This is a genomic window from Serratia sp. MMO-28, from assembly GCF_037199905.1.
GTDB lineage: Bacteria > Pseudomonadota > Gammaproteobacteria > Enterobacterales > Enterobacteriaceae > Chania > Chania oryzae.
Genome location: NZ_JBBCVB010000136.1, coordinates 1 through 223, shown reverse-complemented (window position 1 = coordinate 223; position 223 = coordinate 1). Strand labels below are relative to the sequence as shown.

Below are 223 nucleotides of genomic sequence, written 5' to 3'. Positions count from 1 at the left end.
CAGGCGTCACACCGTATACGTCCACTTTCGTGTTTGCACAGTGCTGTGTTTTTATTAAACAGTTGCAGCCAGCTGGTATCTGCGACTGGCTTCAGCTCCAGGAGCAAGTCCTTTCACCTACGTGCCAGCGTGCCTTCTCCCGAAGTTACGGCACCATTTTGCCTAGTTCCTTCACCCGAGTTCTCTCAAGCGCCTGGGTATTCTCTACCTGACCACCTGTGTC

At 52.9% G+C, this 223-nt stretch carries 1 rRNA gene; it reads right to left on the bottom strand.

Annotated elements, in window-relative coordinates:
- A 23S ribosomal RNA gene (locus tag WG891_RS26890) occupies positions 1-223 on the bottom strand; the annotation flags it as partial.